Annotated in this window: 27 protein-coding genes; 20 read left to right on the top strand and 7 right to left on the bottom strand. The window is 55.8% G+C overall.

Features of this window, described 5'->3' with window-relative positions:
- The first annotated feature begins 42 nt into the window (after nt 1-42).
- From fliF to ID864_RS22645, 15 genes are all read left to right on the top strand, one after another.
- Complete coding sequence (gene fliF, locus ID864_RS22715) at nt 43-1,746, top strand: flagellar basal-body MS-ring/collar protein FliF (RefSeq protein ID WP_099753766.1); 1,704 nt, start codon at nt 43-45, stop codon at nt 1,744-1,746.
- On the top strand, nt 1,743-2,729 hold the full coding sequence (fliG, locus tag ID864_RS22710) for a flagellar motor switch protein FliG (protein ID WP_099753767.1): 987 nt from the start codon (nt 1,743-1,745) through the stop codon (nt 2,727-2,729). Before fliF ends, fliG begins: the two co-directional genes overlap by 4 nt.
- Nucleotides 2,716-3,426 carry a flagellar assembly protein FliH gene (locus ID864_RS22705; RefSeq protein WP_191150411.1) on the top strand — a complete coding sequence of 237 codons (711 nt, stop codon included), beginning with the start codon at nt 2,716-2,718 and terminating at the stop codon, nt 3,424-3,426. The genes fliG and ID864_RS22705 overlap by 14 nt, the downstream gene beginning before the upstream one ends.
- Nucleotides 3,423-4,802 carry a flagellar protein export ATPase FliI gene (gene fliI, locus ID864_RS22700; RefSeq protein WP_191150410.1) on the top strand — a complete coding sequence of 460 codons (1,380 nt, stop codon included), beginning with the start codon at nt 3,423-3,425 and terminating at the stop codon, nt 4,800-4,802. The genes ID864_RS22705 and fliI overlap by 4 nt, the downstream gene beginning before the upstream one ends.
- Before the next feature lie 14 nt (nt 4,803-4,816).
- Complete coding sequence (fliJ, locus tag ID864_RS22695) at nt 4,817-5,248, top strand: flagellar export protein FliJ (RefSeq protein ID WP_230049511.1); 432 nt, start codon at nt 4,817-4,819, stop codon at nt 5,246-5,248.
- Nucleotides 5,245-6,372 carry a flagellar hook-length control protein FliK gene (locus tag ID864_RS23820; RefSeq protein WP_224750606.1) on the top strand — a complete coding sequence of 376 codons (1,128 nt, stop codon included), beginning with the start codon at nt 5,245-5,247 and terminating at the stop codon, nt 6,370-6,372. The genes fliJ and ID864_RS23820 overlap by 4 nt, the downstream gene beginning before the upstream one ends.
- A gap of 127 nt (nt 6,373-6,499) precedes the next feature.
- Nucleotides 6,500-7,000, top strand: a complete 501-nt coding sequence (fliL, locus tag ID864_RS22685) for a flagellar basal body-associated protein FliL (RefSeq protein WP_191150409.1) — start codon at nt 6,500-6,502, stop codon at nt 6,998-7,000.
- A 5-nt stretch (nt 7,001-7,005) separates the two neighbouring features.
- On the top strand, nt 7,006-7,998 hold the full coding sequence (gene fliM / locus ID864_RS22680) for a flagellar motor switch protein FliM (protein WP_180276730.1): 993 nt from the start codon (nt 7,006-7,008) through the stop codon (nt 7,996-7,998).
- A 7-nt stretch (nt 7,999-8,005) separates the two neighbouring features.
- Nucleotides 8,006-8,380, top strand: a complete 375-nt coding sequence (gene fliN, locus ID864_RS22675; RefSeq protein ID WP_187499134.1) for a flagellar motor switch protein FliN — start codon at nt 8,006-8,008, stop codon at nt 8,378-8,380.
- Nucleotides 8,380-8,772: a flagellar biosynthetic protein FliO gene (gene fliO, locus ID864_RS22670; RefSeq protein ID WP_191150408.1), complete on the top strand. Its 393-nt coding sequence runs from the start codon at nt 8,380-8,382 to the stop codon at nt 8,770-8,772. Before fliN ends, fliO begins: the two co-directional genes overlap by 1 nt.
- Entirely contained in the window at nt 8,769-9,515 is a 747-nt protein-coding gene (fliP, locus tag ID864_RS22665) for a flagellar type III secretion system pore protein FliP (RefSeq protein WP_191150407.1), read from the top strand. The genes fliO and fliP overlap by 4 nt, the downstream gene beginning before the upstream one ends.
- 10 nt (nt 9,516-9,525) lie before the next feature.
- Nucleotides 9,526-9,795 (top strand): flagellar biosynthesis protein FliQ, encoded by a 270-nt coding sequence (gene fliQ / locus ID864_RS22660; protein ID WP_099753776.1) that lies wholly within the window; start codon nt 9,526-9,528, stop codon nt 9,793-9,795.
- The gene (gene fliR, locus ID864_RS22655; protein ID WP_191150406.1) at nt 9,795-10,574 is read left to right on the top strand and encodes a flagellar biosynthetic protein FliR; all 780 of its coding nucleotides are present in this window, start codon (nt 9,795-9,797) and stop codon (nt 10,572-10,574) included. Before fliQ ends, fliR begins: the two co-directional genes overlap by 1 nt.
- 148 nt (nt 10,575-10,722) lie before the next feature.
- Complete coding sequence (locus ID864_RS22650; protein WP_191150405.1) at nt 10,723-14,109, top strand: O-linked N-acetylglucosamine transferase family protein; 3,387 nt, start codon at nt 10,723-10,725, stop codon at nt 14,107-14,109.
- Nucleotides 14,096-15,229 (top strand): DegT/DnrJ/EryC1/StrS family aminotransferase, encoded by a 1,134-nt coding sequence (locus ID864_RS22645; protein ID WP_191150404.1) that lies wholly within the window; start codon nt 14,096-14,098, stop codon nt 15,227-15,229. The genes ID864_RS22650 and ID864_RS22645 overlap by 14 nt, the downstream gene beginning before the upstream one ends.
- A gap of 16 nt (nt 15,230-15,245) precedes the next feature.
- On the opposite strand, the gene ID864_RS22640 is transcribed toward ID864_RS22645, so the two are convergent.
- The 4 genes from ID864_RS22640 to ID864_RS22625 all read right to left on the bottom strand — a co-directional run bounded on the left by ID864_RS22640 (nt 15,246) and on the right by ID864_RS22625 (nt 19,211).
- Nucleotides 15,246-15,830, bottom strand: coding sequence for an acyltransferase (locus ID864_RS22640; protein ID WP_099754320.1), 585 nt, complete (start codon nt 15,828-15,830; stop codon nt 15,246-15,248).
- Nucleotides 15,831-15,940: 110 nt separating this feature from the next.
- Complete coding sequence (locus tag ID864_RS22635) at nt 15,941-16,459, bottom strand: hypothetical protein (RefSeq protein ID WP_099754319.1); 519 nt, start codon at nt 16,457-16,459, stop codon at nt 15,941-15,943.
- A complete protein-coding gene (locus ID864_RS22630; RefSeq protein ID WP_191150403.1) occupies nt 16,431-17,261 on the bottom strand; it encodes a winged helix-turn-helix domain-containing protein in 831 nt (276 codons plus the stop codon). Before ID864_RS22630 ends, ID864_RS22635 begins: the two co-directional genes overlap by 29 nt.
- A gap of 459 nt (nt 17,262-17,720) precedes the next feature.
- Nucleotides 17,721-19,211 (bottom strand): flagellin N-terminal helical domain-containing protein, encoded by a 1,491-nt coding sequence (locus tag ID864_RS22625; RefSeq protein ID WP_099754317.1) that lies wholly within the window; start codon nt 19,209-19,211, stop codon nt 17,721-17,723.
- A 340-nt stretch (nt 19,212-19,551) separates the two neighbouring features.
- Here ID864_RS22625 and fliD point away from each other — a divergent pair, with 340 nt between their 5' ends.
- From fliD to ID864_RS22610, 3 genes are read left to right on the top strand one after another with little or no spacing between them, the layout of a single operon-like run.
- On the top strand, nt 19,552-21,021 hold the full coding sequence (fliD, locus tag ID864_RS22620) for a flagellar filament capping protein FliD (protein ID WP_099754316.1): 1,470 nt from the start codon (nt 19,552-19,554) through the stop codon (nt 21,019-21,021).
- A gap of 46 nt (nt 21,022-21,067) precedes the next feature.
- Nucleotides 21,068-21,475 carry a flagellar export chaperone FliS gene (fliS, locus tag ID864_RS22615; protein WP_191150402.1) on the top strand — a complete coding sequence of 136 codons (408 nt, stop codon included), beginning with the start codon at nt 21,068-21,070 and terminating at the stop codon, nt 21,473-21,475.
- A complete protein-coding gene (locus ID864_RS22610; protein WP_099754314.1) occupies nt 21,468-21,806 on the top strand; it encodes a flagellar protein FliT in 339 nt (112 codons plus the stop codon). The genes fliS and ID864_RS22610 overlap by 8 nt, the downstream gene beginning before the upstream one ends.
- Nucleotides 21,807-21,936: 130 nt before the next feature.
- Here ID864_RS22610 and ID864_RS22605 read toward each other — a convergent pair whose 3' ends face one another.
- The 3 genes from ID864_RS22605 to flgA form a co-directional block, all read right to left on the bottom strand.
- The gene (locus ID864_RS22605) at nt 21,937-22,377 is read right to left on the bottom strand and encodes a flagella synthesis protein FlgN (protein WP_099754313.1); all 441 of its coding nucleotides are present in this window, start codon (nt 22,375-22,377) and stop codon (nt 21,937-21,939) included.
- A 19-nt stretch (nt 22,378-22,396) separates the two neighbouring features.
- Nucleotides 22,397-22,693, bottom strand: a complete 297-nt coding sequence (flgM, locus tag ID864_RS22600) for a flagellar biosynthesis anti-sigma factor FlgM (RefSeq protein ID WP_099754312.1) — start codon at nt 22,691-22,693, stop codon at nt 22,397-22,399.
- 75 nt (nt 22,694-22,768) lie between these two features.
- Nucleotides 22,769-23,473 (bottom strand): flagellar basal body P-ring formation chaperone FlgA, encoded by a 705-nt coding sequence (gene flgA / locus ID864_RS22595; protein ID WP_191150401.1) that lies wholly within the window; start codon nt 23,471-23,473, stop codon nt 22,769-22,771.
- A gap of 263 nt (nt 23,474-23,736) precedes the next feature.
- Between flgA and flgB the strand changes: the two genes are divergently transcribed.
- A complete protein-coding gene (gene flgB, locus ID864_RS22590) occupies nt 23,737-24,144 on the top strand; it encodes a flagellar basal body rod protein FlgB (RefSeq protein WP_191150400.1) in 408 nt (135 codons plus the stop codon).
- 14 nt (nt 24,145-24,158) lie between these two features.
- The gene (gene flgC / locus ID864_RS22585; protein WP_099754310.1) at nt 24,159-24,563 is read left to right on the top strand and encodes a flagellar basal body rod protein FlgC; all 405 of its coding nucleotides are present in this window, start codon (nt 24,159-24,161) and stop codon (nt 24,561-24,563) included.
- The last annotated feature ends 1 nt before the right edge of the window (nt 24,564 follow it).

Here is a 24,564-nt window from a genome sequence, read left to right as displayed (position 1 = left end):
CGCAGGTTTTGGCTGCGTGATTATTTCTTACAGGATTACGGCATGAGTGCCACAACAAATGATTTAAAGAGCAACCCGGCAGACAGTATAAAGGCGGCAATGAGCTCATTTCGCGCCAACCCTAAACTGCTGCTGGTTATCGCCGCTGCTGCGGCACTTTCCGCGATCATTGCACTGCTAATCTGGGCGAAGGAGCCGGGGTATCGCGTGCTGTTTAGCAACATCAGCGATGAGGATGGCGGTGCCATTGTCACTCAGCTGTCGCAGATGAATATCCCTTACCGCATCGATACGCCGGGCGGTGCCATTATGGTACCGGAAGGGATCGTGCACGAAGCGCGCATGAAGATGGCTCAGCAGGGGCTGCCAAAGGGCGGTTCCGTTGGCTTTGAACTGCTTGACCAGGAGAAGTTCGGCATCAGCCAGTTCAGCGAGCAGATTAACTTCCAGCGTGCGCTGGAGGGCGAGCTGTCACGCACCATCGAAAATCTTGGGCCAATCCTCACAGCCCGCGTGCATCTTGCCGTGCCGAAACCGTCAATGTTCGTGCGCGACCAGAAGCAGCCAACCGCTTCGGTCAGCGTCACCCTGGCGCAGGGCCGCAGGCTGGACGACAGCCAGGTCACGGCGATTACCCATCTGGTTTCCAGTGCGGTCACCGGGCTATCGGCGGATAACGTCACCCTTGTCGACCAGCGCGGCAACCTGCTGACGCAGAGCGGCGTGCGCGGCATGCAGACCTCACAGCTGAAGTATACCAACGAGATTGAAAACGATTATCAGCAGCGCATTCAGCGTCTGCTGGCCCCGCTGGTGGGCGACAGCAATGTGCGCACCCAGGTCACCGCCCAAATGGACTTTACCCAGCAGGAGCGCACCGATGAGCAGTATCAGCCCAATGCAGACAGCGACAAAATGGCGATCCGCAGCCGCCAGTCCAGCCAGTCAGCGCAGGGCAACGGACGCACCACCGGCGGCGTTCCGGGCGCGTTAAGCAATACGCCGCCAACCCCGGCAACGGCTCCCCTGACGAAACCGCTGACGCCAGCCACTCCGGCCGCCAAGGGTCAGAACAACAGCACCAGCACGCAAACGGCAGGCGCGGGCAGCAACGAGAGCGCCCAGCCTTATAACAACCGCAACGATGAAACTACCAACTTTGAGGTTGATCGCACCCTGATCCACACCAAAACCAGCGTCGGGCAGATCCAACGGCTGTCGGTGGCGGTGGTGATTAACTACCTGCCTGCCGGCAAAGAGGGCAAGCCAGGCCCGCTGGCCGCCGCCGAGCTGGAGCGTATCAACACCCTGGTGAAAGAAGCCATCGGCTACAGCGCTGCACGCGGTGACAGCATCAATATCGTCAACTCAGCGTTTAACGGCGTAGAGGCTGAAGTGGTACCCCCGCTGTGGCAGCAGCAGAGCTTCCAGGCGCTGATGATGTCCATCGCCCGCTATCTGGTGATTGCCATTATTGCCTGGGTGCTGTGGCGCAAGCTGGTGCAGCCAACCTGGACGCGCCATCAGGAAACCGCGATCCGTCGTATGGAGATGGAGCAGCAGGTACGCCAGTTTGAACTGGATGAGAAGAAGAAAGTGGCAGAGATGCAGGCTCATGCCAAAGCGCAGCGCCGCGTGGACAGCGAGATGAACAGTCAGCAGCTGCGCGAACTGGCGGAACAGGAGCCGCGAGTGATCGCCCTGGTCATGCGCCAGTGGATAAATAAGGAGCAGCAAAAACCATGAATGCCTGTGACAAAAGCGCCATCGTGATGCTGACGCTCGGCGATGAGCTGGCGGCCGAAGTCTTTAAGCATCTCAACGCCCACGAGGTCAAACAGATCAGTAGCTCGATGGTCAATATGGCCGGTTTTACCCATGACCAGATGTCGGCAGTGCTGGAGGAGTTCGCCAAAGACTCCAGCGAGTATGCGGCGCTGAGCCTGAACACCAACGAATACCTGCGCAGCGTGCTGGTGAAAGCGCTGGGCGAAGAGCGCGCCTCGTCGCTGCTGGAAGATCTGCTGGATTCCCATCAGGGCAACAACGGCATTGAAACGCTCAACTTTATGGATCCACAGACGGTATACGATCTGATCCGCGAGGAGCATCCGCAGATTATTGCCACCATCCTCGTGCATCTGAAGCGTAACCAGGCGGCAGATATCCTCGGGCAGTTTGATGATAAAGAGCGTAACGACATTATGCTGCGTATCGCCACCTTTGGCGGCGTGCAGCCTGCCGCGCTGCAGGAGTTGACCGAAGTGCTCAATAATCTGCTGCACGGCCAGAACCTCAAGCGCAGCAAAATGGGCGGCGTGCGCCCGGCGGCGGAGATCCTCAACCTGATGAAATCCCAGCAGGAAGAGGCAGCCATCAACGCGGTGCGCGATTTCGACGGCGAGCTGGCGCAGAAAATCATCGACGAAATGTTCCTGTTCGAAAATCTGGTGGATGTCGAAGACCGCAGCATCCAGCGCATTCTGCAGGAGATCGAAAGTGAAACCCTGCTGATCGCGCTGAAAGGGGCCAACGAGGCGCTGCGCGAAAAGTTCTTCCGCAATATGTCACGCCGCCAGGCGGATCTGATGGCCGAGGATCTTGCATCCCGTGGTCCGGTACGCCTGTCGCAGGTCGAGGCAGAACAGAAATCCGTCCTGCTGGTGGTACGTCGCCTTGCTGAAGCGGGCGAAATTCTGATTGGGAGCAGCGACGATGCCTACGTCTGATGAGCAGAATAAACTGCAGTGGCGCAGCTGGAAGCCGGATAATTTGCTGGCTACAGAAAGCGTGCACGAGGAGCCGCTGCCGGTGACGAATAGCCCGGCCAGCGATGCCCAGTTCAAGGCCGAACTGGCACGATTGCGCAAGCAGGCGGAACAGCAGGGGTACAACCAGGGGCTGGCCCAGTGCCAGGAAGAGGGCAAAAAGCAGGGCTATGAAGCCGGATTCCACAGCGGGCACGAAGCTGGCATAGCGCAGGGCATCAGCGAGGCTCAGAGCGCTCAACAGGCGGCGATGAAGGACGTCGAAGCGTGGATCGCCTCCTTTAAGCTGTCGCTGGACAGCCTTGACAGCTTGATCCCCAGCCGGCTGGTGCAGCTGGCGTTGCAGGCGGTACAGAGCCTGCATGGCAGCGAGCAGGGCAGCAGCAATACCCAGCTACAGCAGCAGATTAAACAGCTGATGCGCCAGGATCCGCTGCTAAACGGCAAGATCCGGCTGATGATCCACCCGGACGATCGTCCGCTGATTGACGCCGCCCTCGGTGAGACGCTGGCAGCGATGAGCTGGGAGCTGCATACCGACAGCCAGCTGTTACCCGGCGGCTGTCGCATTCTGACCGACGAAGTGGAGCTGGATGCCACCTTAGAAACCCGCTGGCAGAAGCTGTGCCAGCTGGCGCACGAGGAGCTATCCGCATGACAGCACATCTGCAACGCTGGCTTGAATCGATCGATCGCGTAGAAACGCGCATCGGCGATATCGCACCGTTTCGCCAGTATGGCAGGCTGACTCGCGCCACCGGGCTGGTGATGGAAGCGGTCGGGCTGAAGCTGCCGATTGGCGCGCTGTGCATTCTTGAGCGTCAAACCCGTCACGGCGTGGTGCCGGTGGAAAGCGAAGTGGTCGGCTTCAAAGATCAGGTGCTGTACCTGATGCCGCTGGAGCACGTCGATGGCATCCTGTCCGGCGCCCGCGTCTACGCGCCGGAGTCCGAAGAGGTTGGCAAACAGCTGCCGGTCGGGCCACAGCTGCTCGGCAGGGTGCTGGACGCCCAGGGTCGCCCGCTGGACGGGCGCCCGGCGCCGCTGAAAACCGACTGCGCCAGTCTGTTTACCCAGCCGCTTAACCCGCTGCACCGTGACCCGATCAAAAAAGTGCTCGATGTTGGCGTACGTGCGATTAACGGCCTGCTGACCGTCGGGCGCGGCCAGCGCATGGGGCTGTTTGCCGGATCCGGCGTCGGCAAAAGCGTGCTGCTCGGCATGATGGCGCGCTTTACCGATGCCGACGTCATCGTCGTCGGCCTGATCGGTGAACGCGGACGCGAGGTGAAAGACTTTATTGAAAATATCCTCGGTGAAGAGGGGATCCAGCGTGCGGTGGTGATTGCCGCCCCGGCGGATGTGTCACCGATCCTGCGCATGCAGGGCGCGGTGTACGCCACGCGCATTGCCGAAGATTTTCGCGATCGCGGCCTTAACGTGCTGCTGATTATGGATTCCCTGACGCGCTTCGCCATGGCGCAGCGTGAGGTGGCGCTGGCGATCGGCGAACCCCCGGCGACCAAAGGCTATCCGCCATCCGTGTTTGCCCGCCTGCCCGCGCTGGTGGAAAGGGCCGGTAACGGTATGCCCGGCGGCGGTTCCATCACCGCGTTCTACACCGTCCTGACCGAAGGCGACGATCAGCAGGACCCGATTGCCGACTCGGCACGCGCCATTCTCGACGGCCACATCGTTCTGTCGCGCCGTCTGGCGGAGTCCGGGCATTACCCGGCAATCGATATTGAAGCGTCGATCAGCCGCGCAATGACCGAGCTGATCCCGCACCCGCAGTACCGCCAAGTGCAGACCTTTAAGCAGCAGCTCTCCTGTTACCAGCGCAACCGTGACCTGGTCAGCGTTGGCGCTTACGTGGCGGGCAGCGATGCGCTGCTCGACCAGGCTATCCAGCACTATCCGGCGATGGAAGCGTATCTGCACCAGGCGATCCACGAAAGCTGCGATTACGACCGGGCCGTCAGCGCGCTGGCGCAGCTGTTTCCTGACGTTACCGCACAGGGCATAAGCCGATGAAAAGCCAAAATACGATGGTCATGCTGCGTGAGATGGCCGCAGAGAAGTTAACGCAGGCCACGCAGGCGTTAGGCAGCGCGCAGCAAAACTGGCAGCAGGCGCTGACCCAGGGCGAGCAGCTGGAGGGCTATGAACGTGAATACCAGCAGTCGCTGCGCAGCGGCATGCAGAGCCGCGGCATGAGCGTGGCCGATCTGGTGAATCATCAGGCGTTTATTTTAGCGCTGAATCAGGTTGTGAAGCAGCATGACCAGCACGTCAGCCAGTGCGAGCTGAACGTCACCCAGGCGAAGCAGAGCTGGATGCAGGACAAGCAGCGGCTCAACGCGTTTGAGACCCTGCTGACGCGGCGTGAAAACGCCCGCACCCTGGCGGAAAACCGCCATGAACAAAAAATGATGGACGAGTTCGCGCAGCGAGCCGGGCAAAAAAGAGACAGGCTATGAATATTGATATCAATGCGCTGCTGGGCAGTGCGGCCCGCAGGCTGGCAGGGCCTGATGAGACGCTGGCTGCAGGGGAAGCAGGGCACTTTGCTCAACTGCTGGCAGGATTGACGGACGACGCGCCGCTGCTGCCGGAAGCGCGGGTGGATGTGGAATCGCTGCTGCCAGGGCAGCCCGGGGAAGAGATTCCGGGCGCGCCGCTGGCGGAAGGGGTTGCTGCGGATGACCAGAGTACTCTGCCGCCAGTGATTGGCGCGGATGACAACTCCGCCCTGCCAGAGATTGTGCTGCTGACGCCCGACGCGGTGCTGCCCGCTCAGCCAGCCCTGCCCGATGGCTGGCAGCTACAGCAGCTGGTGGCGCAAAACGCCGGGGCAGATGCGCAGGATGCCCCATTGCTGCGCGAGGTAACGGCGGACGTGCGGCCATCGCGCTCCCCGGTGCCGCGCCAGCCGTTGCCGCTCAATCAGGCGGCGAACGCCGTAGCGGAAACGCTGCCAGCCACCCTGCCGCAGCTCGGCGCGCTGGCCGTCAACACCACTAAACCGCTGGTGGTCAGCCCTGAGGGCGAGGCTTTGCTGCCGCTGGATAGCCGTAGCACCAGCGATGCGCCGCTGATGGCGGCGCCGCGTCCGGTACTGACCGCCATAACCTTGCCCGCTCCGGCAGCGCCGCCAGTCGTCGTTAACCCGCACCCGGTTGGCACCCCGGCATGGCAGCAGTCACTCGGTCAGCAGCTGGCGATCTTCAGCCGTGATGGCGTGGATAACGCGCAGATCAAGCTGCACCCGGAAGAGCTGGGCGCGCTGCAAATCACCCTGCGCATGCAGCAGAACCAGGCGCAGCTGCATATCGTCAGCGAACATCCGCAGGTGCGTCAGGCGCTGGAAGCCGCAATGCCGCAGCTGCGCAGCGCGCTGGCAGAAACCGGCGTCCAGCTGGGGCAGACCAGCGTCAGCGCGGATAATCCGCATTTCGCAGGCGCTCAGGCCCAGGGCAACGGTTCATCCGGCCATGGCCACGCGTGGCAGGGGGCCGCTGAACCTCTGCGGGAAGAGGAGATAACTCCGCCGATCGCGCTGCATAACCTGAGCTCCGCTGCCGGGATTAATACCTTTGCATGATGCAGTGAAATACCCGCACTAATGGAACTTCATCAGGTAATTATCCTGGTGAATAAGTGGACTACAATACGCGCCTTATCTGGTCTGACAGAAACCGGAACAGCGCTTTCATTACAGAGTTTATTAAATGAGTAATAAAAATAAAAAAAAGGGTGGCAGCTCGAAGCGCCCATTTCTTATGGCTTTGATGTTTATAGTGACGATTGCGGCCTGTGGTTTTGCGGGTTATATGTTTTGGGAAATAAAAAAGTTAAAGAGTCATTCTGCCGGTGCGGATAAAACCGTGGAAGTAAAAAAACCGCAGGAAGTGGAGCCAATCTATCAGTCTTTAAGCACTTTTACCGTCAGCCTCAAGCCCACAGAAAAAGAGAGCGATCGCGTGCTGTTTATTGGCCTGTCGCTGCGCATGGCGGATAAAGAGTCGATGCTGACCCTGGAAAAGTTTCTGCCGGAATATCGCAGTCGCCTGCTGATCCTGCTGTCGAAGTTAAGTTATGAAGAGCTGTCCACCAGTGAAGGTAAGCAGCAGTTGATGGACAAAATTAAAGATGAAGTGAGTAAGCCACTGGCATCTAAACAGGCGGTCAAAGTCACTGATGTCCTGTTTAACGAATTTATTCTGCGGTAATAACCATGTCTGATAACTTTTTATCCCAGGCGGAAATCGATCATCTGCTCAATGCCGACAGCGACAGCAGCGTTGAGCCGCTGAATAGCGCCGCCGATCATGAGGCGAAACCCTACGACCCGCACACCCAGCGGCGGGTGATCCGCGAGCGTCTGCATTCGCTGGAAATTATTAACGAACGCTTTGCGCGCCAGTTTCGTATGGGGTTATTTAACCTGCTGCGCCGCAGCCCGGATATTACCGCCGGAAGTATTAAGATCCAGCCGTATCACGAGTTTGCCCGCAACCTGCCGGTGCCAACCAACCTGAACCTGCTGCATTTGAACCCGCTGCGCGGTACTTCGCTGATGGCGTTCTCGCCGGGGCTGGTATTTATGGCAGTGGATAACCTGTTCGGCGGTGATGGCCGCTTTCAGACCAAGGCCGACGGGCGCGAGTTTACCCCGACCGAACAGCGGGTGATCCACCGCATGCTGACCATGGCGCAGGAAGCTTATGAGTTTGCGTGGAGCACTATCTACAAGATCAAAACGGAATATATCCGTTCTGAAGTGCAGGTGAAATTTACCAATATCACTTCGTCACCCAATGATGTGGTGGTGACGACGCCGTTCTCGGTGGAGATTGGATCGCACAAGGGCGAGTTCAATATCTGTATTCCGTTCAGCACCATTGAACCGCTGCGTGAAGTACTGAGCAACCCACCGATGGAGAATCCCGGTCACGAAGATACCCGCTGGCGCGGCCTGCTGGTCAGCCAGATGCGGGAGACCGAGCTGGAGCTGGTGGCGCAGTTTGCCGATGTGGATACCCGTCTGTCGAACGTGATGAATCTCAAAATTGACGATGTGATCCCATTAGATAAGCAGGAGCTTATTGCCGCCCGTGTCGGCGGCGTGCCGGTATTTACCGCGAAATATGGCTCCGTGAATAATCAGTATGCTCTTCGCATAGAGCAGATGATTCAATCCGCATTACACACGTTTGATAAGGAGTAATTTCCCCATGAGCGACAATAAACTCTCGTCGGGTTCTGAGACGGATGACCTTTGGGGGGAGGCGATGAGCGAGCAGAGTTCAGCGGGAATGACCCAGCCAATATCAGCGCCACAATTTTCAGATGAACTTAATTTAATCCTCGATATCCCGGTCAAAATGACGGTAGAGCTGGGTCGCACCAAAATGACCATTAAAGAGCTGCTGCGCTTGAGCCAGGGGTCGGTGGTGTCGCTTGACGGCCTGGCGGGTGAACCGCTGGATATCCTGATTAACGGCTACCTGATTGCGCAGGGCGAAGTGGTGGTGGTGTCCGATAAGTTTGGCATCCGCATTACCGATATCATTACCCCGTCCGAGCGTATGCACCGCCTGAGCCGCTAATGAAAACCTCTTCCTCAATGATCAATACAGCCCCGGCAGGCGGGGCTGACTCCGTGCTGCTGACCGTCTCCGGTGCGCTGGCGCTGATTATCCTGGTGATGGTGCTGCTGGCCTGGGTGGCGCGCCGCAGCGGTATCGCCCGTCGCTTTAATGACGGCAGCCTGATTGCGGTGGTCGCCAGTAAATCGCTGGGCGCCCGCGAGCGCATCGTGCTGATTGACGTTGAGGATCAGCGTCTGGTGCTGGGCGTAACGGCGACGCAGATCGCCTGCCTGGCCACGCTGGCGAAACCGTCCAGCGCGCAGCCAGAGGTTGCGCCAGCAGGCGCGGGAAGTTTCGGCCAGCTGCTGCATAAGTTCAGCCAGAAACATCGCGGGGGCGCGGCATCATGACGCGTGCCTGCCTGCTGCGGCTGTTCTGCGGCCTGGGCGCACTGCTGCTGCCTGCCGCGAGCGCGCTGGCGGCCAACAGCGATATCACCCTGGCGAATCCGCAAAGCGATGGCGGCTGGACGCTGCCGGTACAGACGCTGGTGCTGCTCAGCTCGCTGACTTTCCTGCCTGCGCTGCTGCTGATGATGACCGGCTTTACCCGTATTGTCATCGTACTCGGGCTGATGCGTAACGCGCTCGGCACGCCGACGGCACCGCCAAACCAGGTACTGGTCGGGCTGGCGCTGTTCCTGACCTTTTACGTGATGTCGCCGGTGTTTAACCAGATCTACGATGAAGCCTGGCAGCCGCTGCAGGACGATAAGATCACCATGGAGGTGGCGCTGGAGAAGGGCCTCAAGCCGCTGAAGGCCTTTATGCTGGACCAGACGCGGGAAAACGACCTGGCAATGTTCGCGCAGATCGCCAAAGCCGGGGAGTTCAACACGCCGGAAGAGGTGCCGCTGGGCATTCTGGTGCCGTCATTTATCACCAGCGAGCTGAAAACCGCGTTCCAGATCGGCTTCACCATCTTTATCCCGTTCCTGATTATTGACCTGGTGATTGCCAGTATTCTGATGGCGTTGGGGATGATGATGGTGCCGCCCGCCACCATTGCGCTGCCGTTTAAGCTGATGCTGTTTGTGCTGGTTGACGGCTGGACCCTGTTAATGGGCTCGCTGGCGCAGAGCTTCTACAGTTAGGTAACCCGCCATGACTCCTGAAAGCGTTATGAACCTCGGCATCCAGGCGATTAAACTCGGCCTGATGGTCGCCGGGCCGCTGCTGCTGGCCGCGCTGGCCACCGGCCTGATTATCAGTATTTTGCAGGCCGCCACGCAGATTAACGAAATGACCATGACCTTTATTCCCAAAATCCTGGTGATTGTCGGCATTGCGGTGATCCTCGGCCCGTGGATGATGCGTAACTTTATCGAATACACCCGCGCGCTGATTATCAACATTCCGTCAGTTATCGGCTGATGGCCTTTTCCGTTCCCCTGCCGCAGATCTATGAGCTGCTCAGCCACTATTTCCTGATTATGGTGCGTATTGCCGCGCTGTTAACCGTGGCGCCAGTCTTTAGTGAGAAGGGCGTCAGCGTGCGCGTGCGCGTTGGGTTATCGGTCCTGATTGCCGCGCTGATTGGCGGCCAGCTGCCGGACAGCCAGATCGCGCTGTACTCGCTGCAGGGCGTCTGGGCGGTGGCAAAACAGGTGTTGATTGGCGCGGCGTTAGGGCTGTCGATCCAGCTGCTGTTTGTCGCGGTGAAAATGGCCGGGGAGATGATTGGCATGCAGATGGGCCTGTCGTTCGCCACCTTCTTCGATCCCAACGCCGGGAATATTCCGGTGATCTCACGCTTCCTCAATCTGCTGGTCACTCTGCTGTTCCTGGTGTTCAACGGTCATCTGTGGCTGATTGCGATGGTCGCTGCAAGCTTCCAGCAGCTGCCGGTGGATGATGCTCCGCTGCAGTTGGGCGGGTTTTACCTGCTGGTCAATCAGGCCGGCATGGTTTTTCAGCAAGGGCTGATGCTCGGGCTGCCGATTATCGCGCTGCTGCTGTGCATTAACTTTATCCTCGGCCTGCTTAACCGCATGACGCCGCAGCTGTCGATATTTGTTATCGGCTTCCCGCTGACGCTGACCGTCGGCATGATGGCGCTGTCGCTGATTTCCCAAACCCTCGCACCGTTTATCGAAAGGCTGATGGCAACGGTATTTGATCATATGGCCGCCCTCATTCACGCCCTGGCTTAATATCCGCTAAAAAGTTTAATTGTCACCACTTATGCCCGTTTATCCGCAGCTCGACTTTTCCCGCTGAATGATAGAATTTTACCCTGGTCATATTCTTATTTTATGGCGCGCAGCGCAGGCAGGATTCACCCTCACTCAGGAATTATTTGTGGCAAGTTTATATACCTCATGGCATCACTCTCCTACGGCAATTTCGGCTGCGGCCTGGCTTTATAATTACAGCTGTAGCGATATTTCTGGCGCCGCTATTCTGGAAATTGGCTGCGGGAATGGCGCTAATTTAATTCGTCACGCCACGATTTATCCACAATCAACTTGTGTGGGTGTGGATATTGATGCGCAGCGTATCGAGGCAGCGCAGAATAATGCCCGCCAGTCTGAGATGAATAATCTCCACCTTTACTGCATGGGCTTACAGGATCTGCTGTCCATAGATGCGGGCCGCTTCGATTATATTATTATCCCGGCGATGTACACGCTGCTGGATAACAGCGCGCGCAGTGCACTGATGCAATGGTGCCAGCGGCAGCTCAACGATAATGGGATTATCGCGGTGCGCTGGAATACCCTGCCGGGGGCCAGAAGCCAGAAGATATTACAGCAGGCGATTGCCTTCCACTGCGCTGCAGCGCAGAGCGAACAGGCGTGGCTGACCAGCGCCAGAGCGATGCTGACATTTATGGAGATGACCGACAGCAGAGGGGAAGTGAAAGCGGCGGCAGCGTCGGCACAGAAGCTGACTGATGCCGAGCTGCTTGGACAGTATCTTGAAGATAATCAGGACGCCTGTCTGCTGAGCGATTTCGCGCAGCGGGTGAAGGCCGAACGGCTGCAGCTGCTGGGAGATGTCGTGCCGCAGTCTGAGCTGGCTGAGCATTACGGCGCGCCGATAGCCCTGCTGCACCAGACCGTTGCTTCAGGCAGTCATGCTCTTCAGGCGCAGCAGTACCTCGATTTTGCCGTGCAGCGCAGCGAGCGCTTTAGCCTGCTGATTAGCGCGAAATCCGGTCACCCTTTCAGCCACCGTCCGGAACTCAACCAGTTAAAGACGATGCATTGGGCGGCGAGCTGTGCGCTGACCGAAGATGAAAACCAGCGTATCACCCGCTACGGTGAAAAGGTCAATACCCGCAGCCCTGATATTCGCCGCCTGTTCGACTGGCTGAGCGCCGCATGGCCGCGCAGTCTCAGCACAGAACAACTCATCCAGCTGACGCTGGAACCAGAAAACCCGGTCGACCATCGCGAAAGGATGATGGCCGCGCTGGAAGAGCTGTTCCTCAATAAGCCGCCATCGCTGTATCTCAGCGCCGCGCCGTCACCCTATAACCGTGCCGAGGGTGAGCTGAAGCTGATCTGTGATTTCAGCACCACGGAAGTGGCCGACGGCGCTTACTGCGCCCGTACCAACGGGTGGGGCGAGCGGCTGGCGTTTAAGCGTGAAGAGTTTGCGGCGTGGCAGCGATGGCCGCACCCAGATAATTTGAGCGATGCAAGATACGCCATTGAACTGGCGGGCAAAGGCCTGCTTATTGGCAGCGCTACCAGCTGGGCGCACTTCTGGCAGCGCATCATTGCCTGTGGCGATCGCGCCTTGATTGAGGGCGCCATGCGCGCATTTCTGCTGGCTACCAGTGCAGAAAAGCAGGGCGGCTTGTTATCAGCCAGTATGGAACGTAGCCTGCGAGCAATAAAACCGCGTGTCAGCGTCAACCCCAAAAAAGCGTCTAAAGCCCAGCAGTTGCTCAATGCAGGGCATATTCAGCAAGCCCGCGAGGATATTGCCGGGCTATTGATAGAGCACCCCACGGACAGTACCTTACTGATGCTGGCGGCCGCGGCCTGCAATAAGGCGGGAGATAACGAAACGGCGCTGACGCTGCTGGCGAGAAGGCTTGGACAGGGCGGCGATCTGCACTCCGTGCTGAATTCGCTGGCGCGGGTGCTTACCAGCCTTGAGGCAAAATCATCTACCCCACGATTACTGTTTCAGCAGCTGTTAAAGCAGGATGACAAAAACGGCGAGCGCTGGCTGGATTTATCCAGCTGCTACCACGCAATCGACGATAAAATACGCGAGGAGCAGTGCCTGCAGGCTTCCTTAAAGCATGATGCGAAAAACAGCATCTGCCTGTTACGTCTCGCCACCCTGTATAGCCACACCGGGCGGATGGAAGAGGCAAAAGCGCTGTGCACGCAAGCGCTGGCATTACCGATGGGCGCAATTAATCGGCTAAATAGCCATGCGCTTTACCTGTTTCTTTTGTCCCATGATGCCGTTCTCAGTGCGGAAGAAAAATTCCATGCCCACGTCGATTTTGGCGTGCTGGCCAGCCAGTGGGCGCAAAGCACTACGCTGGCGCGAAGCGCACAGACTCCTTCGGACGGCAGGGGCAAAATCCGCATTGGCTTCGTTTCAGGGGATTTAAGAGGGCACCCGGTTCATCATTTCATTTACCCGGTGTGGCACAGCATCAATCGCGACCGCTATGAACTGTATGCTTATGCAACGGGCAGAGAGGATCGGATCACCCAGCAATATCGCGACATTGCGACAGTGTTTCGCAGCGTTGCGGCCCTGAGCGCGCTGGAACTGGCGCAGCAAATTGCCAGCGATAATATCGACGTGCTAATCGATCTCTCTGGCTTTACCGAAGGTAACCGCCTGCTGACCTTTGCACTGAAACCCGCTGCGCTACAGATGTCATGGATTGGATTCGTCGGCACCACCGGGCTGCAGCAGATGGATTATTACATTGCCCACGATCATTTAATGGCACCCGGTGAGCTGGATGCGATCTTCACGGAAAAATTAGTCTCCCTGCCTTCGGCAAAAATATTTGAATACAGCTCAGTGGCGCCGGAAGTGGGTAAACTGCCAGCGTTGAAAAATGGCTATCTGACGTTAGGTAATTTCAACCGGCCGCAAAAACTGACGCCAGCAATCCTCGACTGCTGGGCCAAAATCCTGCGTACGTTGCCACATGCCCGACTGCTGTTCGCCTATATGGACGATGAACGGATGATCGACAGCTATCGAGTAGAAATGACCCGGCGTGGCGTCAATCCTGAGCAGCTGGATTTTCGTATGAAGCAGAGCTTTGCTGACTATCTGGCTATGCACAATGAGGTCGATATTCTGCTGGATTCACACCCTTATTCTGCCGGAACGACCGCACAGCATGCCTGCTGGATGGGCGTGCCTCTGGTAACGACGACGGAAGGATCTGCCGTTTCCCGTACTACGGCGGCAACGATGAAAACCTTCAACCTTGGCGAGTTTGTCACCGCCAGCCTGGATGAGTATGCAGAAAAGGTGATTGAGCTCGATCGGCGCTATGACTGTCTCAGCGCCATTCGTCAGTCGCTGCGCGCACGTATCAAACAGCGCGAAGCCAGTCATAGCCATAATGCGGTCTACTTTGAACAGATGATCGAAACCGTCTGGCAGCGTCATCAGGCGGGCGAGGCACCGTCTGCGCTGTTTATCGAAGATCAACACCGCTGGGATGAGCAACACGATGTCATCAAATAAAAAAACCTTTGTTACCCGCCCGCTCATGCCGCCACTGGCCGAGTTTATGCCTTATCTTGAGCAGATCTGGAGCAACCAGATTTTAACTAACAATGGCCCTTACCATCAGCAGTTGGAAAACGCATTGGCCTCTCACCTTGGGGTGGAGCATCTGAGCCTGTTTTCCAACGGTACCATTGCCTTACTGACCGCATTACAGGCGCTGAGGGTGTCCGGCGAAGTGATCACCACGCCCTACTCATTTGTTGCTACCGCCCATTCGCTGCTGTGGAATGGCCTGACGCCGGTATTTGTCGATACCGAAGCGGGCGGATTTAATATGGATGCGGATAAAATTGAGCAGGCGATCACCGCCAACACGACCGCAATCATGCCGGTGCACTGCTACGGGATCCCCTGCAACAGCGCGCGCATTCAGCAGATCGCTGACCTGTATGGCCTGAAAGTCATTTACGATGCCGCCCATGCCTTCGGCGTGCAGCACAACTCGCGCAGCGTGCTGCTGGAGGGCGATCTGTCGGTGCTGAGTTTCCACGCTACCAAGGTTTTCAATACCATTGAAGGGGGGGCAATTATCAGCCACAGCGCCAGCATGAAGCGGCGTATCGACCTGCTAAAAAACTTTGGTATTGCTGATGAGACCACTGTGGTGGCGGCGGGAATCAATGGCAAAATGAACGAGTTGCAGGCGGCTTATGGCTTGCTGCAGCTGGAGCATATCGAACATGCGATCGGCCAGCGCGCGGCGGTGGATGCCCTATACCGTCAGGGGCTGGCCGGGGTGAAGGGCATTCACGTTCCCCAGGTGCCGCAAAACGTGGCCTGGAACTATGCGTATTTCCCCCTGGTGGTCGAAGCGGAATATGGGTTAAGCCGTGACGCCCTTTACCAGGCGCTCGTCGCACAAAATATTATCTCACGCCGCTACTTCTATCCGCTGATCAGCAGCTTCCATATCTACCGTCACTCGGCCGGGGCCAATCCTGACAATCTGCCGAATGCGCATCTGGCTGCCGATCGAGTGATCTGCCTGCCGCTCTATCCGGGACTGGAGCGGGATGTCATTGAGGTTATTCTCGGGATTATCAGACGCTATGCGCCAAAAGACACTGCGGCATAGTCGTAGCGCGCCAGAACTATGGGGCTGGCGCGGTAATGAATTTTTCCAGCGCCAGCGGGTTACGCTTGCGCTGGTTGATTTTTCGGGCGGGTGAACCGGCATAGATTGTCCACTCCTCACAATCTTTGGTGACGAGGGAGTTGGCGCCAATCGCGGTGCCATCGGCAAGAGAGCAGCCAGGCATAATGCTGGCCTGTGAGCCAACAATGGCGTGACGGCCAATCTCGATCGGGGCCGACGTCACATTGGTGAGGTGCGAGGGGACCATTGGATTGGTCATAAACTGCCCGCTATAGTCGTCGCTTTTGGTATACAGCCTGACGCCGTGCGACAGACAGGAGAAATCGCGCATTACGATCCCCGCACTGGCAAGCAGGGTGCAGTGACTGCCGATATGAATGTAACTACCCAGCGTTAAATACCCCTCTTCAGGCGCAATGATAGTGGTAAAACCATCAATTCTGACATGGTCACCCAGACTAATATTACCTAACCCGACAATGGTGCAGTTTTTCGCCACCCGCACATTTTCCCCTGCCGACTTGAAGCCGATCTCCCTTAACTGCTCACCGCTGTAATAACCCGGATTCAACCTTTCCATCGCTGTTCTCTCAGAGTCTGATTGGCAGGTATTTTAAGCGATATGTCCCCCGATCTTTAGCGCGTTAAGCGGGCAGGAATTGAGCCAATTAGTGGTGATACCCCCGATCGTCAGTTAACACAGACCGTACGCGGTGTGGTTTCACTGCCTGTCGCAATGGCTAAACCGTTTAACAGATAGATCCAGAGGGTGCTTTTTTCACCGGGCTTGATATGCGGGAAAACGTACTGTAAGACCTGCTGATCGCTGCTTTGATCGCCCAGCTTGCGGCTCTGTTCCAGCACCGTGCTGTGCAGACGATTCTGTCTCAGATGTCCCTCAATGATCACTTCGCGCAGCACCGTTACCGCCCGCATCGATGGCATTCCGCTGGTGTAGTGCTGGATGGTGCCGTTATACACGGTACGCACCTCTGACAGCCCTTCACGATAGGAGTGATAAACGCCACGGGCTACGGTCCAGTGGTTATTATCATCAATGGAGTAGTAGGATACCGGCGCCACGCAGGTATTTTTCAATGGATAAAACATCACCTCTTTCACCCAGAAGAATAGCAGTACCAGCAGGAAGCTCCCGCCAGACCACAGCAGGGTGGAGGACTTAACGTTTGGTAAAATAATACGACTCACAATTATTCTCCGAGGTTCGCAGCGGGATAGCACAGGCAATCAGCCCCATATGACGGGGGGAATGGCCAATAGTGATGTAGAGGAAGCGCGCTTTTTCGGCATTAGTCTCATAACTGCTGGCATAAAGTGCATAGAGTTGAAGCGTCTGGACTACCGTTTTTTGCTGTGCGGCGGACAGCTCCCCCTGCGGAACCCACACTTCGGTCTCGGGCGGTATTGCCTCCCCATACCAGCGGGTAAAGTCGGTGCGCTGCGGCGTAAATTTAAAATACCCGCTGATGATCAACACCGCCAGCCAGCCCAGTAACGCCCCGACGGCACAGGCCAAAAGACGGCGTGGCCACACGGCGGTTTTTTCGCCTGATAGGGTCGCGGGCAGCGGCGGCAGTGACGGTGGGGCCGCTGCTGGCGGGATGGGGGGCTCTAGCTGAGGAATGCTGGCCTCAGCGTGGCGCGCAGCGGTAATCACGGCCACCTCTTTATTGACGATCAGACGATAGCCGCTGCGGGTAACGGCAACCAGCTGGATCCACTCGTCAACCTTCAGCGTCACCAGCGCGCGGCGGATTTTGGTGATCATCACACGGACGCTGTTTTCGGTGACTTCTACCCCGGAATTGCGCCAGCCGATATCCATCAGCTGTTCATAGGACAGGACGTTCTCTTTCTCCTCCACCAGCGCTTTCAGGCAGCGGCAGGCAGAAGCCGGCAGCGTGACGCTGCTTCCGTTTTTAATATTCGACAGCGTGCGGGTACGCCGGTCGAGTTTAAGCGAGGTGCCAATGGCGATAGTGTTATGCATAAGAGTGACGAATCTTCTTTAAGAGTTATTATATTTAGTGAGCTATTGATTTAATTGAATGTATTAGGATTTTTCCTAGTTAGGGAAAGGAGCGCCAGGCCTGAAACGGTTGCTGTATTTAGCATTGTTAATGTTTTAATAGTGATGGAAGGGCTGCTTCTTTCTGTTAATTTATTAATTTCACAGCGTATTATGCACCACATATGGCCAAAAGTCGCGACGGTTGCCAGGGTTATTAATCTTGTAAATGCTTGTTAATTAGCAAATGGACATTGAATATTCTGCTATGAGCGAAAGAGATTTAGCTTTGTTAATCGTGATTAATACGCAGAAAGGAGGGCGTGGGAGTGGTGAGGTATTCAGTTAATTAATGGTACTTAGCGCACGTATAAAAAAGCCCTCCCCAAAGGGGAGGGCTGCAGCCCAGAATTGACAGGATGGGCTGGAAACTTACGCGAATTAACGCAGCAGCTGCAGCACGTTCTGTGGCACCTGGTTGGCCTGGGACAGCACGGTGATACCGGCTGACTGCAGGATGTTGGCACGGCTCATCGCCGACACTTCAGAAGAGAAGTCTGCATCAAGGATGCGTGATTTCGCTTCAGTCATGTTGTTCACGGTGGTGTTCAGGTTGCTGATGATGGAGTTAAAACGGTTCTGCACCGCACCCAAACCAGAACGGAAGCTGTCAACCTGCGCCAGCGCAGCATCCATCGTTTTCAGAATGCCGTTGCCAGAGTTCAGCTCTTCCATTTTCTGCAGATCTTTGATGCTCAGATCGTCAGTTTTAGCTGCGGTGAAAGTACCACCTGCATCATCCAGGTCCAGAGCGATACCGGTCTGCTTACCCGTGGTGGCATCGGTGTGTACCGCGTAGTAAGAAACGTCGCCGTTCTTATCTGCCAGACCCATCACTTCCATGTTGGCGACAGAAGAGGCATCACCGCCCAGTTCAGTGGCGATAGCTTCCAGGTCCGCAGCTTGCAGCGTATGCTTGTTGCCGCTGGCCAGAGTAATCTCTTTGCCTTCACCGTAGGTCTGCAGTTCACCTTTCAGTGCACTTGGCCCGGTCTGCAGGATATCGCTATCGACTGCGCTCAGGACTTTGCCCGCGGTAACAGTGTCAAGTTTACCAGCACCTGGAGTACCCGCACCTGCACCATCTGATTTCAGCGTAACTTCAGTGGCCTTATCATTAACCTTGTCATAAGCGTAATGATGAGTTGCACCATCTTTATCGGTGGTGCTGTAAAGTTGGATATCAGTACCGGCTGCCGCGCCCACTTCAGTGGCGATGGAAGTCATTGCTGCTGCATCAAGCACGATCTCGTTAGCGCCAGCACCGATAGTATCAGTTGCGCCGATTGAGGTGCCCGATGCTTCCAGCGTTGGCTTGTCGTATTTGCCGTTCAGGGCATTCATTACGCTGTAGTCATCCAGACCCAGTTTTTCCAGGTCCATTGCCGGCAGGTCGATACCGATAGTCTGACCATCTTTCGCGCCGATCTGAATCTGCAGTGAAGAGGTTGAGCCATCCAGTACGTTTACGCCGTTAAATTCAGTGTCTTTGGCGATACGGCCGATTTCGGCCAGACGCGCGGTCACTTCTTCCTGGATAGATTTTTTATCCGATTCTGAGTTGGTGCCGTTCAGCGCCTGCTCGGACAGGCGACGGATGTTCAGCAGGTTGTCATTGATCTCGTTCAGCGCACCCTCTGTGGTCTGCGCCAGGGAGATACCGTCGTTGGCATTACGGGCCGCCTGAGTCATGCCTTCGATGTTGGCAGTGAAGCGGTTGGTGATCGCCTGACCCGCTGCATCGTCTTTGGCGCTGTTAATACGCAGGCCAGAAGAGAGACGCTGGATAGCGGTACCCAGAGAAGCCTGTGATTTGTTCAGGTTAGTCTGAGCCATCAGGCTCAGTGAGTTAGTGTTAATGACCTGGGCCATATTTAAATCCTCTTGAATAGGTTGGATTGTATTAAAAGCTATTAACTTATGCGTCGTTCGTTGTTGCGCATAACTAAGCTATCGGTGGGAATTAAAAATGACTGAAATTTTTTTCGCGGAATAATTTAAATCATCAAATTGCAGTCAACTATGACGCTAATTATCCGTTTAGGGGGGCGGGCTTTCCTTTATGCGAAATTCAAAGCGGAGAACAGATGGCACCCGTGTTCGATTAAGGGCGGGCAGTTGTCGCCAGAACTGTAAAAAATTAAACTAAAGTGAAAAATATCCGATGGCTATTTATGTGATAACACATTAACCCTACGAGCAGGAGAGTAAAATGGCCGGGTTTGCAATTCCAGGGCTGGGTTCTGGCGGTACCATCGATTTTGAAAATTTGCTTTCTCAGATTAAAAAAGCCGAGCAGTCAAAGCTGGATCCGTATACCAAAAAGAAAACCGGATTCAATAATCAGGTGTCATCCTGGGGAAAAATCTCCAGCTCGCTGTCGGCGCTCAACGACAATCTGAAAAAGATCGGTGACGATGGCTTCCACGGCGTTACCATCGGCACCAATAAAGCGTTTAAAGCGAGCGCCACTTCCGGCGCGCAGCCCGACAGTTATGAAGTCTACGTTGAGCAGCTGGCGCGCGCGCACAAAATTGGTACCGGGGCTCAGAGTAGCCGCACCGACAATCTTGGCGATCAAAGTGTGGATAAGCGCACGCTGAAGATCAGCGTCGGTGATGGGAAGCCGATGGAGATCGAACTGGAAGAGGATCAGACCTCACTGGATCAGATCGCCAAAAAGATTAATCAGCAGAAAGGCGATGTCACCGCCTCAGTGCGCCCAACCGAGGATGGCAAATTCACCCTGGTGATGACCTCGAAGAAAACCGGGGAAGAGGGCCAGATCAAAGTCGAAGTCGAAGGGGACTCCCGGCTGGGCGATGTGCTGAACTTTGATCCGGCAGCCGCCAGGCCACCGGCAGGGAAAATGGCGACCACGGTTGAAGCGCAGAATGCCATTGTGGTGATTGATGGCGTCAAGCTCAACCGCAGCAGCAACACCATCACCGATGCCATAGACGGTATCACGCTGGAGCTGCAGCAGATCTCTGAAAAAGATAAAGACAGCGGCGAATTCATTTATGAAAACCTCTCTGTTACCAGCGATACCTCCAAATTCAAAGGTGCTGTTGAAGAGTTTGTGAAGCTGTATAACGCCTTCCTGTCTGAGTCCAGCAGCGCCAGTGCGTGGAAACCACCCGCTGAGGGGAAAGAGGATGAACCCAATGCGGGCAACGGCGCGCTGATGGGCAACAGCACGCTGCGCCGTCTGACGGCAGATATGCGGGAAGTGACGGTGGGCAGCAACAGTGAGCTGAGCGAGGTCTTTGCCTCGCTGGCGAAGTTGGGTATCGAAGTCAAAACCGAAGATGCCGCCACCGGCAAGCTGACCATTGACAGTAAAAAGCTGGAGACGGCGGTCAAGGAGAACCCGGCAGAAATTGAAGCCCTGTTCCTCGGCAAAGGCAGCAACGAAGGCATCGCCGACAAGATGCAGAGCATTATCAAAAACTATATTGGTGATTCAGACGCTATTCCAAAAGTGAAAGGCGTGATCGAGCAGATCACCAAAGGACTGCAGGATCAGACCTCCCAGGTCAGCGACCGCATTAAGCAGATGGAAAAGATGATCGATTCCGTGGTGGAGCGTAACCGCAAAGACTTCGAACGCCTCGATCTGGCGATGAGCAAGATGAACAACATGAGCAATCAGCTGGCATCGATGCTGGCCGGGCTTTAACTTTTTTAACGCCGGGCATCACTGATGTCCGGCAGGAAAACTCACTATGTATAGCAGGACAGGCCAGAGCGCCTACGCGCAGGTATCGCTCGAAAGCCAGCTGGCAGGCGCCACGCCCCATCAGCTGATCACTATGCTGCTGGAGGGCGCGGTGAATGCCATGCTGCGGGCGAAAATCTATTTTGACCAGGGAAATATCGCAAGGAGAGGCGAGATGATCTCACGGGCGATTAATATTATCGACAACGGTCTGCGCTGCGCGCTGAACCATGAGGTTGGCGGCAATATTAGCGAAGAGCTGGAGAGCCTGTACGAATATGTTTCGCGCAATTTGCTGCTGATCAATCTTAATCAGACGCCGGAGGAGTTACCGCACCTGATTGAGATTATGAGCACCATCTCAACCACCTGGAAAGAGATTGAGCCGGCGAAAAAGCAGGTGACTTATGGATAAGACATTGACCTGCGGGCTGCAGAAAGCGGCGCTGTTGAACAGCAATCTGATGGAGCTTACCCGTGAAGGGAAGTGGGACGAGTTTATTGATTCGATGACCGAATATGCCACGCTGCTGAGTGAGGCCATCGCCTGCGATCGTGACGATCTGAGTGAAGATGAGCAGACCCACGTTCGCCAGATTATTGCCGAACTGATGGCCAATGAAGAACTGATGATGCAACGCATGCGCACACGTCTCGACACCCTGCGTAGTGAAATGACCACGTTAAATAAAGGTAAAGCGGCCAGCAATGCGTACGCCGCGCCTTTCACCTCTCTTACCCGTTAATTCCCGGCTGTCACCACTGCTGCAGCGATTTTATTGTTGTAGCAGTGCGTCTATTTGATTACATTTTTCATACAAAAAAAAGCCAGCGGCGTGCTGGCAAATCGTTACAAGGTAAACGCTAAAGGGATGTTCAGACGCTGATGTTATAGGCGCGTGCGGTTGGCGCACGGTGGGCTTCACCGGCAGAGCCGTAAATATTATTGCCGTTTACGCCATCCACCACTTTCTTCAGCTGCTGATTTTTTTTCATATGGATATTCAGCAGCTCTTCGACTTTACCGTTCAGATCTTTGGTTGCCTGGATCTGCCCGGTGACCTGCTGCCAGCAGCTAAACAATTTACCCTGCTGACGATAGGGCGCAGCCATTCTACGCTCGGCTTCTTCCTGACGACGAAGCTCGTCGTAATACTGAATGGTCGACAACAGCTGGCTTTTATTGTCCGTTAATACCTGTAGAGACACAGGATTAATCTGTGGGCGATTCAGCTGATTGACTTCCTCAATCATGATCGCCTCCAGCTCGCTCAGCGACGTTTTCATTTGTGACAATATCGAGTGCAGCTTGTCCATGGCTTAATGGGCTCAGTGTTTAATTAAATTGAAAGATATCCATTACCAGCGAACGGGCAATGTTTTCCGGATCAATGGGCAGCTCGCCGGCTTCCAGTGCAGCACGCACCGCAGCAACGCGCGTATAGTTGATGTCACCGTGGGTATCCGCTTTCATCTGCTGCGTCAGTGCGCTCAGCGTTACGTCGGTTTGCTCATCGAGGGTCGCCTGCACGCGCGCGGTTTCTGCTTCCTGCTGAGGATGACGAATGCGCATATCCTGGGTGGCAGCAATGGCGTTAACAGCGGTAGCGGGAGTAGTACGGTCAATGCTCATGGTGGATCTCGCCTGGTAAAGGGTAAAAGTGACTGCTTATAACCTTCTCATCGGTGATTGCGCGAGAAACTAAAATTATTCTTGCAGAAAAATCACCACCTGGCCGTCAGCGTTCACTTTACCGCTCACGGTCTGACCACCCCGGGTCTGCACTTTCAGCATATCGTCAACCGCGGCGTTAGCCAGCGCCTTGCCCGCGCTGCGAATACGAAAGCCTTTTCCCAGGGTCACAATCTCCACCGTCTGACCATTGCGCAGCCGCCAGTGCTGGCGCAGCTGGTTTTGTCGCAGCGGGCTGCCTGCCGCAATGGCGCGCGTGGTTATCTGACCGATGATCTCTGCGGCATCAAAAATAATCCCATCGGGCTGGTGCTCAAGGCTGCCGGTGAACGGTTCAATATCGCCTGCGGAAACCCGGCTGCCCGCTGCCAGGCGGTTTTTCGCCAGCCACCAGGTTCCCTGCGCCCGCACCTGAATGGTCAGGTAGTGGCGCCGCGCGCCACACGTTGCCACCACGCTGCGCCGCCCGACCAGGCGGCGCTCATTCCCCGCCAGGGTCAGCACCGGTTCGGCGCAGAGTGCAGACAGCTGCCTCGCCGGGCTTAACAGCGTCGCGACCTGCACCAGATTGCGCTTCTCACCTGTTGGCCGACCTTTATTAAGCAGGCCGTTAATGGTTGTCAACAGGCGCTGCTCGCTGGCAGAAAGTGCCTGGGTGCTGGCATACAGCGAGGTGCTAAGAGACAGCGTCAGCAGCAGAAAAGAGGAACGAAAAAACATAATAATAAAGTGCTCTGGTTGCCGGGTATAAATCATGCCAACTCGGTGATTGATGATTAAATTATAAACTAACTATTGCGAATGTTATTACGCTAAATGCAGACACTTCTGTCGCCAATTAATGGTGTCGTTATTTGATATATCTCGCCGGAAATTTTAACCCGCTAAAAGCGCTTATTTCTGTCAGTTCTTTGCAGTGTAATATTTGAACTGCGCTGGCTAAAATATGACGGTTAAATTTTCAGGCGCGAGGCCTAACTTCGATGATTAATAAACTTGATGATGCGTTTCGCTTTCAGCAGGAGGCGTTGAGTTTGCTCTCGCGTCGGCAGGAAGTGCTGGCATCAAATATTGCTAATGCCGATACGCCCGGCTATATGGCGCGCGATATCGATTTTTCTCAGCAGTTACAAAACTCGCTGGCGAATCAGTCAATGGCGAAATCACCGGTGTCACTCTCATTAACCTCTAACCGCCATATTGAGGGGCAGGGCAATATTTTTGACGATGCCAGTCTGCTGTACCGCATTCCGGACCAGCCCAGCGCTGACGGCAATACCGTTGATATGGATCGCGAGCGTATCAGCTTTGCCGATAACAGCGTGAAATATCAGTCGAGCCTGACCTTCCTCGGTGCGGATATTAAAAAAATGATGAGCGTCCTCGCTTAGGGAGAATCATAAAAATGTCGTTATTTAGCGTTTTTGATATTTCAGGATCGGCAATGACCGCCCAGTCAAAACGACTGAACGTCAGCGCCAGCAATATGGCCAACGCCGACAGCGTGGCCGGTCCGGACGGGCAGCCGTATCGCGCCCGTCAGGTCACTTTTGAGGTGGATACTCACGCCGGAGGCGATATCGGTGGGGTAAAAATCGGTGAGGTGGTGGAAAGCACCGCGCCGGACCGGCTGGTGTATGAGCCGGGCAATCCGCTGGCGGATCGGCAGGGCTACGTGCGCATGCCGAACGTCAATGTGGTGAGCGAAATGGTCAACACGCTTTCCGCCTCCCGCAGCTATCAGGCCAATGTCGAAGTGATGAACTCCGCGAAGTCGCTGATGTTGAAAACTCTGTCACTCGGCCAGTAAG

Origin of the sequence: Erwinia aphidicola, from assembly GCF_014773485.1 — a bacterium.
Lineage (GTDB): Bacteria > Pseudomonadota > Gammaproteobacteria > Enterobacterales > Enterobacteriaceae > Erwinia > Erwinia aphidicola.
The sequence above is the reverse complement of the archived record's forward strand: the minus strand, read 5'-3'. Positions and strand labels throughout refer to the sequence as shown.